The sequence below is a fragment of the Leyella stercorea genome, assembly GCF_021531355.1.
In the GTDB taxonomy this organism is placed as follows: Bacteria; Bacteroidota; Bacteroidia; order Bacteroidales; family Bacteroidaceae; genus Prevotella.
Genome location: NZ_JADYTS010000096.1, coordinates 1 through 9,197 on the forward strand (window position 1 = coordinate 1; position 9,197 = coordinate 9,197).

The window sequence follows — 9,197 nt, forward strand, 5'->3', positions numbered from 1 at the left end:
GCAAAGCCCGAGCTTGTGAAAGTTCGGGCTTTGTGATATTTTAAAAGAGGGTGTGAATTTTGACACACCCCCAGGCTTATGATTCTTTTTACGGCTTTTAGAATTCTACTCTTTAGTATCGTACAAAGCTGCTGCCTCTTTAAGTCTTTCTTTCATATAGGAAACGGCAAAATGAGGATAAATGATTTTTACGCCTGGGCCGTAGCTCATGAAGACAGAATACATTTCGAAATTTATGCAGACTTCAATCTGAAAGATACAGCTGCCATCCTCTTGATTCTCATTCTCCAACTTTTGCGAGGGATGAAGCGGTTTGGTCTTGATGTATTTGCTCTGTTCCGCATTTGCCCAAAACCTGACACATCGGGGAATGTCGTGCAGTTTCTTGCTTACTCCTATAACATCGTCGAAGAAATGCTCTGAGTCAAACTCTTGATTCTCGTAATAAGGAGCTTCACATGGCTCGACGCTAATGATGCGGTCTAATGCCAGATTGTAAATTCTGAGATCAGTAATCTTTGTCCCGAATACAAACCAGCGGTTACGAAACTCCTTCAGTATATATGGACTGAAAATGTACTCAGTCGGTTCGGTTGCGTTAAACGATTGATACATGATTCTTATAGTCTGCTTATGTACAATATAATTATATATAGGATTAAGCAGCTTCAATCCTTTCAGATCAGGTGCACTTTCGAAGTGTATAACCGGTTTGCGATTGTCCTTGCTGATTGCCAGCTTGTCTTGCAGACGGCGTACTACATCTGACATCTCGGCGAACTGGTCAAAATCTTCCAGCTGACGAAGCATGTCCACCGCCTCCTGCATCACATTATAGTCGTTTTGCGACAAAGGCATATTGGCAATAGAATAGTCTTCGTCTGCATATCTGTAATACTTATGGTCATAAACTTCTATGGGTGCATTATATCCGAGTTTGTCAGAGCGCATCATCTGAATGTCACCTTGGACAGTACGCACAGAGATACCCTTGCAAATACCCTCCATGTCGTAAAGCGCATCGCTACATGCGCCTACGAGGTCTTCAAGTGTCCAACGGCGATATCTGTTGCGAAGACAGTTGTCGATTGTCTTGTATCTGATGAGAGCATTCTTGTTTGCTGGCATAATGAATGTTTTTGCTTCGACTTTTTATCGAGAAATATAATTTATTTCTTACAAAGATACACTTTTTTTCAGTTACGCAGAAAGATTGCGTACTAAACTTATAACTTTGCACTCAGAAAAGAAGAAGGACCAAATAGTTCTTACTCCGAAGCATAACGTACCTGAAAATCCATTCGTGGAGGTATGTGCCGTAAAGGTGTAGCAATAGTACTGTAATTTCCTTCTTACCTTTGGTCCGGTAGCTCAGTTGGTAGAGTAAATAGAATTGTGATAACATTTCCTCTATTGCAGAAGGCCAATTACCACATACTACCTATTGTGTCGTCGGTTCGACTCCGACCCGGACCCCAAAATAGGTCTAAGAGAGACTTACTTCAAAAAATGTATTTACGGGTGGCTTTTGTGCTATGCCGGGTCATCAAAACAGTTTCCCAATTACCTTTTAAATTATTATGACTATGAACAAGACTTTGACAAAAGTTGCATTGCGCTATCGTGCTGTCTGCCTCGACATCAATCGCGAGGAGATAAACAATAACTCTGAGGTCACAGTTCCCGTAATGGCTTTTGTGGCTCGATTGAAGGAGAATGGTTTCTGCGTTAGCGAGGAACTGCTCCATGCGTTAAACGCAGTTTCAGCAGACACTCTTGCAGAAATCACAGAGTGTATTAACGACGTGATGGGTGTTGACCTCAACTGGGCTCCGCTCGTCAAGGGATGGAGCATGCCTACTGGCGAATCTTGTGCCGATCATTTACAAACCTGGATAGCTAATATATTTGGTGGAGTGGAGGCTGGATTCAAGGGTACGACTCTTCAATGTGGCCACTTTATCCCCGATGGAACCTTCCCTTTGGAGCGATATAACGGATGTCCATTCTGTGGCACTCCTTTCCATACTGCCGACTTTGTATATAAGGGTCAGGGAAGCAAGTTGAAGGAACTTCGCTTGTTCACAGATTCTGATATGAGGAAAGTCTTTGACTCTCTCTTGTCGTCTGCTACGCCATTGGATGCTACCCAGAAGGACTCTTTAGAACATTTGCTCAAACAATATGCCTTTCCTGCTGATGTCAATATCACCATGAAGGAAACTGCCATGCTTGTCATCAAGACCTTGGTGTCACAGGATAAGGCGGAAGAGGCTTCTGTTCTGCTGAAGACTCCGACAGACATCCTGCGTTATCTCTGGTATGAAAAGACTGGCTTTGTCCAGATAATTGAGCCAAAGACGCTTGTTGCTCATGCCCGAAAGATGTACTATCACATGTTAGGCCCTCTTGACAGGGGTGCAGATGCAGCCAAGGGCATGAAGCAGAAACTAAAGTTGAAGTACGACCGAAAGGCTTGCTTGCGTGTTGCACTTTGGATGAACTCGCTACCTATGACTGCCAAGCAGGCCGCCGTCGAAGAATAATCGAAACGTGCTGAAAATTAGCTATATAAAGGGCAAGTATCTGGGAAACAGGTACTTGCCCTTAGTTTTTTGTGCATATTCTGCCTGTTCCAAATGCAGAATAAGAGGCCAAAATCAGGGCAAATGTTTCCCAAAAATCAGGAGCGTGTTTCCCAAGCCATTCATTTGTTTCCCAAAAAACACTGGATGTTTCCCAAAAAAATCTCGGTGTTTCCCAGATTTTAGAACTCTGCAAACAGGTATTTTATCACAATTTGAATAACCCAAAATAACAATTTTCAGCAAGGCAACATTAAAAGCAATTGTAAAGTCAAGGACAAGAAACGGAATGTACAATGTATATATCCGTATTACTCAAAACAGACAGTTCGCTTACGTTAGAACATCATGGATGGTAAACGATAAGGGATTAAGTGATGATAAGAAAGACATCATTGATCCCTTCGTAATACAGCAAACTTCAATCTTGATAGAAAAGTTTTATAATATGCTTAATCAAGTTGATGCTTCTACGTGGTCAGCAAACGAAGTACTCACTTATGTGACCGACTATGGAAAAGACCTTTCTTTCTCTGATTACGCAAGAGCGCATATCGAGAAATTGATTAAAAGAGGACAGGAACGCACTTCACGTAACTATAAGTGGTCTCTGCAACATATGGAAAGATTCGCTGGGACAGACAATATCATGTTTTCACGTCTTACTTCTGCTTTCCTTAACCGATGGATAGAATCCCTTTCCACCACAACTCGAAGCAAGGAACAATATCCAGTATGTATGAGGGAGGTGTACAAAGCTGCCAGAAGAGAATTCAATGACGAAGAACGAGGAATACTTAAACTGAAGAATCCTTGGAGTAATGTCGCTATCCCAAGAAGTGATGTGCCTGAGAAGCGTGCCATTCCTGCAAGCAAATTGCGTGCATTCTTCAATGTCGTTCCAGATAGAAGTAAATTCACTCACCCACTAATGGAAGTTGGTCAGGATGTGGCATTGATTTCATTCTGTATGTGCGGCTTAAATGCTGTGGACATCTTTAATGCGAAGAAGGATCAGTACGATGGGAACATCTTTCACTACGAACGACAGAAGACGAGGTCGACACGTTCTGACAGAGGTTACTTTGAAGTTCGTGTACCAGCATTCTTGAAACCAACATTTGAGAAGTATCTCACAAAAGATGAACGTTCTCCATGGTTGTTTAACTTCCACGATCGTTTAGCAACATCTGATTCTTTCTGTGCAAACGTCAATACGGGCATTAAGCAGATTTGGGAAAAGGTAGAGCCAGGTTACAGAGCATCGCTCTATGCCTTTAGACACAGTTGGGCAACCATAGCCCAGAACGAATGTGGAGCAACAATGAATGATGTTGATTTTGGACTCAACCATTCTATCAACAGAATGGCAAAAGTATATGTCAAGATAGATTTCACTCCTGCGTGGATTCTTAACGAAAAGGTAATAGATTTTGTGTTCTTAACTGATCAAGAGTCAAAGTACATTGAAAAAGAGGATAAGTCATTTGAGAAAATATCAAAGTACAACTATGTCCGTGCAGAAGCCTATGTGATGGGAAAGCAGGTTTGTGCTATTGAAGATACAGGTTTTTCCAATGTTGATCAGGTAATGGACAAACTTGTGAATATCCTACCTAAGAATATTCACAATGCTCGAGTTCAGTTCAAGATAACCAATGTTGATAAAAACTTGACTCAGATGTATCAACGTCTGATTCCATAAAACAGTTTTCTCTTTTAACTGATACTTATACAAAAAACTCAGATACAGTATGGTGCTGCATCTGAGTTTTTTAATGTACTTCTCGAACCTGGCTACAGAATGTAATTCTGCTGAATGTTTGCAAGTTTCTGTAGATCTATCAACCTGTAGCGTTTCTTGCCTGGTGACACCCTACACGGCTTTAACTTACCATTCCTAATCCACCGTTCAACATCTGCCCTACCAAACATCTTGAACGCTTTGGCCTGGCTGATTTCAAGCTGACCTTTTTCTACTTGATGTATCTTCAATGCAATCCTTGTTGCAAGATCTGTGACAAACTGGTCGTAAGTGACCGTTTTATCCGAGAATATTATTTCTGTATTATTGTTCATTGTCTATGTGCTTATGATTACGTAAATGGAGAGGCTACCTCCGTATCTAAATCGATTCGATTGCAAAGGTAGCCCCTCAGAATCATAAGAATAATAATATCAACTATATAGGTACTGGAATATAGTTGTTATATCGCTGAACATATCATATTTGCTTATCTTTCTTACATCTTAGATACTTTCTTTCAACTTCTTTACAAAAGCATTGCATGTGGCTTCAAAGCCAATATCTTCCATCTTGTTCAAGGAAGATTTTTCCTTTGCGAGTTTGACATTCTTTGCCTGTGACAACCCGCATCTGAGATGACTGGCACGAAGTGGCTGGTTATTGGCTGATGAAGAAATCAGCCTGTTCTCCTCAATAATCATCTGCCATGAGAAAGGCAATAAGCCATATTGCCTAAGAGCACCGAAGAATAGTGCGACATGTCTATTGACATTTGCTTGCAATGGTGCGTCCAGTTTGCATTTGAATAGATTTGCCATGTCATTCTCTGAGACATCCTGTCTGAAGAGTTTTGTAGTGTTGACAAAATCCGTGATGAGACTGATCTGCTTCTCTGAGAAATTGGCAAGACTCTCTCTTTCTGGCTCGATGCTGCTGCCGGTGTTAAACAGATGCTCCATCTGATGATAGTCTTCCTCATCAAAACTTCCTTTTGAAAAAAAGGAATTGACGAGGTCTCGACGTTCTTCAAGGAGTTCTTTGATGCTAAAGACGTGCATCACATGAAGACGCATTTGCTCTTCACCTGTACACGATGTAGGAAGATGGTATGCAAAGAAATCATTCACAAAACGAGAGTAATTTTTCTCTCCTTTGAGGATTTCACACTGGTACTGCTCATAAGCAGCACGATAGAGTTGCCAAAGTTCATTTTCAGGCAACTCTTTCTCTTCTTTCTTTGTACAGCTTGGATAGCATGGACACAAAAAGAGAGAGAACGAAGTTATTTTTTAACTGCTTCATTTTCTTTTTGTGTTAAGTTTATATTAAGAATAATACATGGCACACAAACGTATGCCATAGTACTGTATAATAATGTTTTCTTTCTTTTCTCATGCATATTTGTGCAAATTAGTGCAAAGTTATACAATCATGGTGCAGCCTATTCGCACCGTTGTAATAAAGTAATATATACCCTTATTATATTACTGTTTTTCTATGAGTATGATATATTCAGATGCAAATAAGTGATGAAAGGACATAAGATTCCAACCACATGAAACGAAAGTGGCTATATAGTTACTATATAACTCCTCCTATATAGTAACATCATCCCATAAAGCAACACTATCAATATACCTTTGCATTCGAATCGGTTCACGATGAGGGTGGCTCCCTCTATGTATCACTCAAAACAATTAAAGAAATGGCGAAAAAAGACATCGAGCAACTTTCAAGACGAATAGAACTCTTGGAAATGCAAATAAAAGAGTTGAAGACTGTGGATCCAGGTGTGGTGAACGAAAAGTTGAAATCGTTAGAAGATGCGATTTACACCACAAAGGAAATCCTTAACATGAAGGATGTGTGCCAATACCTTGACATATCCAAGAGTCTTCTTTACAAGCTCACTTGTAGTGGTGAAATACCTCATTTTAAGCCACGTGGTAAAATGATTTTCTTTGAGAAGAAAGAGCTAATAGCGTGGATTAAGAGGAACAAGGTAAATGACAAGGAGTTATCCAGCCTGTCCGTAAACATGGAATCAATAGAATCAAGTAAAGATGAAGAAGCGGTCAAAGAAGAACAGCATTGATGGTACCAACCTTCCAGACTCTCGTTTGGTGGAGTTGCTTGACAGGTGTGCAATATCCGTAAAGGACATTGAGACAAATAAAAAAAAACAAAATCAAGATGGAAAAAAGAGAAGATAAACCAGTGCAATTAGTTCAGAAATCGAATCTTGAACATAAGTCACTGGAAGTTTCAATGTTAGAGAAGGACGATTTCAGTGATGAAGAGTTGGAGTCCTATCTATCAAAAGGTGAAATCAAAGCAACAGACAAGGTTACAATACCTCCCAAAATTCTCTTCGTTGGAGACTGTACCATTGCCACGTTTGGAAATTTCAGTGCTTCAACAGGTAAGGCAAAAAGTAAAAAGACATTCAACATCTCTGCAATGGTAGCAGCTGCAGTTACAAATACTACAGTGCTTAACTACCGGGCGTGCCTTCCTGAGGGGAAACGGAAGATTCTCTATTTCGATACGGAACAGAGCAAATATCATTGCCATAATGTTCTGGAGCGAATCTATAAACTGTCAGGGCTTTCTGTCAAGAAGGATGACCCACGCCTTCTGTTTTGGGGGTTGCGTGAATACACGCCGAAACTTCGTATCGCTCTCATTGATTATGCTTTGAGAAAGCACCAAGAGGTAGGTCTTGTAATCATCGACGGACTCAGAGATCTGATGTATGACATAAACAATGGTAAAGAAGCCACGGATGTGATGACCGTTCTCATGGCATGGACAAGTGTGTATGACCTTCATATCCATACTGTACTCCACTTAAACAAGAACGATAACAATCCACGTGGACACATAGGTACTGAACTTGAAAATAAGGCAGAAACAGTACTGATTATCAGTAAGAACCTACAAAATAACAGTATCAGTGAGGTTAGACCTATGCACATGAGAGATAAAGAGTTCAGCACCTTTGCATTCCATATTGATGACAACAAGTTACCTGTTCTTGACAATGGCATTTCTGTGACTGTTGTAAAACGCAGGGAGAAGTCTCTTGTGAGCCTGGATAACGAAGTACATCAGGAGATATTGAGCAAGGCTTTCAAGAACAACTCTCCTACACGATACAGTGATTTGGTTGAAATGGTCTCACGTGCATATGAGGACGCAGGTTATAAGCGTGGAACAAATGGAATCAAGGACTTACTTAAACTTCTTTCAGGCAAAGGTATTATTGTGAAGCAAGATGATGCATATATTTATAAATCAGAGGGTTTTGTGAATCCAAGCACTGAAGAAATCAAGAAAGTTTAGGTTTAAGTTTAACAGGTATATATATTACATACGCGCGCGCATACACCTGCAATCACGTGTACAATTACTTATACTCAATGTAACATGACTATTGAAGAAATTAAATCTGTAAGTATTTATCAATGGATGAAAGAGAATAATTATGGGGATGGTGTCAGAAAAGGCAAGAGTATTTTCTATTGCTCCCCACTCCGCCCAGAAAATAGCCCTTCATTTGCTGTTAATATCAAAGAAAACCTATGGTATGATTTTGGAAGCGGCATTGGCGGTAATCTCATCAACCTTGTTGAACGTCTGCATCCTGCATGGTCTGAACATCAAGTTCTTTCATTTCTTCAAAGGCAAATTGAAGAAAAGAAACTGCTATACAGTAAAGATTATAACGCTGTGCTAAGAGAAGAGGAAAACAAACGTCAATGGTTAGAAGGAAAAAGAAAGGAATTTTCTGATAACTTAAACCAAGAGACATTTGTGGAAATGGTTATACCTCTGACTCATCCAGCTCTAACCGATTATATTTTCAAGAGACGTATCAGTTATAGAATCGCTCAACAATTCTGTAAAGAGGTTCACTATACTTTTCGGGGCAGAAGATACTATGCCATCGCATTCAAGAATGTAGCTAATGGTATGGAAGCACGCAATGTATTCTGCAAGCGTTGTATTGGAAAGAAGAGTATCTCTGTAATTTATGCAGACGGATCATCTCAACAGCAATGCTGCGTTTTTGAGGGATTCTTTGATTTGCTTTCTTTTCTTACGATGCAAGCAGAAATTCAAGACAACGGCATTTCCATCAATGGCTCATTTGACTACTTTGTACTCAACGGAGTTGGTGAGATCAAAATACTCATTCCTCTTTTGGAAAAATATAAGGCCATTCACTGTTATCTTGATAATGATAACGCAGGCAAGAATGCCACAAAGTCGATTATGAATGCTTACGGCAGTAAGGTTATTGATGAGTCATATCGCTATAGAGAGTACAATGATCTTAATGACTGCCTTATGGCTATGCATCGATAATCATGCATCTTTTCATTTCATGTTTACATGAGTACATGTAAACATTGATACATATATACAAATAAGTATGAAACAGAAAATCATTACGTTCGCCAATCACAAAGGAGGGGTATCAAAGACCACTTCCACAGCCTCTATCGGGGCTTGTATGGCGCAAATGGGAAAGAAAGTCCTGCTCATTGACCTCGATGGACAGGCTAATCTCACCTTGTATTTCATCCCTAACGAAGATGACGTTGAGACCAGCATCTTTGATGCTCTCGTAGATGGAGCACCATTGCCAGTGAAGCATATCAGGGACAATCTCGACCTTGTGCCATCGTCACTTGAAATGGCGAGTGCAGAGATTGCCCTGACCAATCTCTTGGCAAGAGAACAGCTGCTCAGTAGGCTTCTTGACCCAATCAGACAGGACTATGACTACATCCTCATCGACTGCCCACCTTCATTGGGCATCGTCACCACGAATGCCTTTCTTGCAGCCGATGAAATCA

Annotated in this window: 9 protein-coding genes and 1 tRNA gene; 7 read left to right on the forward strand and 3 right to left on the reverse strand. The window is 40.4% G+C overall.

The genetic code is table 11. The annotated features are described in order from the left end of the window. Positions 1-105 precede the first annotated feature (105 nt). Positions 106-1,128, reverse strand: a complete 1,023-nt coding sequence (locus I6E38_RS13480) for a helix-turn-helix transcriptional regulator (protein WP_235394485.1) — start codon at positions 1,126-1,128, stop codon at positions 106-108. Between the two features lie 232 nt (positions 1,129-1,360). On the opposite strand from I6E38_RS13480, the gene I6E38_RS13485 reads away from it, so the two are divergent. From I6E38_RS13485 to I6E38_RS13495, 3 genes are all read left to right on the forward strand, one after another. Then, positions 1,361-1,476 (forward strand) — tRNA-OTHER (locus I6E38_RS13485). Positions 1,477-1,586: 110 nt separating this feature from the next. After that, positions 1,587-2,546, forward strand: coding sequence for an RING finger protein (locus I6E38_RS13490; RefSeq protein ID WP_235394486.1), 960 nt, complete (start codon positions 1,587-1,589; stop codon positions 2,544-2,546). 391 nt (positions 2,547-2,937) lie between these two features. Continuing rightward, entirely contained in the window at positions 2,938-4,290 is a 1,353-nt protein-coding gene (locus tag I6E38_RS13495; RefSeq protein ID WP_235394487.1) for a tyrosine-type recombinase/integrase, read from the forward strand. Positions 4,291-4,382: 92 nt separating this feature from the next. On the opposite strand, the gene I6E38_RS13500 is transcribed toward I6E38_RS13495, so the two are convergent. Together I6E38_RS13500 and I6E38_RS13505 are read right to left on the reverse strand one after the other, a co-directional pair. Further along, the gene (locus I6E38_RS13500) at positions 4,383-4,664 is read right to left on the reverse strand and encodes a MerR family transcriptional regulator (protein ID WP_027324311.1); all 282 of its coding nucleotides are present in this window, start codon (positions 4,662-4,664) and stop codon (positions 4,383-4,385) included. Positions 4,665-4,835: 171 nt separating this feature from the next. Further along, complete coding sequence (locus tag I6E38_RS13505; RefSeq protein WP_235394488.1) at positions 4,836-5,552, reverse strand: hypothetical protein; 717 nt, start codon at positions 5,550-5,552, stop codon at positions 4,836-4,838. Positions 5,553-6,037: 485 nt separating this feature from the next. Here I6E38_RS13505 and I6E38_RS13510 point away from each other — a divergent pair, with 485 nt between their 5' ends. The 4 genes from I6E38_RS13510 to I6E38_RS13525 form a co-directional block, all read left to right on the forward strand. Beyond that, positions 6,038-6,427, forward strand: coding sequence for a helix-turn-helix domain-containing protein (locus I6E38_RS13510; RefSeq protein ID WP_235394489.1), 390 nt, complete (start codon positions 6,038-6,040; stop codon positions 6,425-6,427). Between the two features lie 173 nt (positions 6,428-6,600). After that, complete coding sequence (locus tag I6E38_RS13515) at positions 6,601-7,677, forward strand: AAA family ATPase (RefSeq protein WP_407936662.1); 1,077 nt, start codon at positions 6,601-6,603, stop codon at positions 7,675-7,677. Positions 7,678-7,761: 84 nt separating this feature from the next. Then, positions 7,762-8,703 carry a toprim domain-containing protein gene (locus tag I6E38_RS13520; RefSeq protein WP_235394491.1) on the forward strand — a complete coding sequence of 314 codons (942 nt, stop codon included), beginning with the start codon at positions 7,762-7,764 and terminating at the stop codon, positions 8,701-8,703. 67 nt (positions 8,704-8,770) lie between these two features. Further along, positions 8,771-9,197 (forward strand): ParA family protein (locus I6E38_RS13525; RefSeq protein WP_235394492.1); only part of this gene is annotated, 427 nt, incomplete at its 3' end.

Excerpts from the sequence above, each read along its gene's own strand:
- I6E38_RS13480 (WP_235394485.1), bottom strand. The coding sequence starts at position 1,128 with ATGCCAGCAAACAAGAATGCTCTCATCAGATACAAGACAATCGACAAC.
- I6E38_RS13490 (WP_235394486.1), top strand. The coding sequence starts at position 1,587 with ATGAACAAGACTTTGACAAAAGTTGCATTGCGCTATCGTGCTGTCTGC.
- I6E38_RS13495 (WP_235394487.1), top strand. The coding sequence starts at position 2,938 with ATGGTAAACGATAAGGGATTAAGTGATGATAAGAAAGACATCATTGAT.
- I6E38_RS13500 (WP_027324311.1), bottom strand. The coding sequence starts at position 4,664 with ATGAACAATAATACAGAAATAATATTCTCGGATAAAACGGTCACTTAC.
- I6E38_RS13510 (WP_235394489.1), top strand. The coding sequence starts at position 6,038 with ATGGCGAAAAAAGACATCGAGCAACTTTCAAGACGAATAGAACTCTTG.
- I6E38_RS13515 (WP_407936662.1), top strand. The coding sequence starts at position 6,601 with ATGTTAGAGAAGGACGATTTCAGTGATGAAGAGTTGGAGTCCTATCTA.
- I6E38_RS13520 (WP_235394491.1), top strand. The coding sequence starts at position 7,762 with ATGACTATTGAAGAAATTAAATCTGTAAGTATTTATCAATGGATGAAA.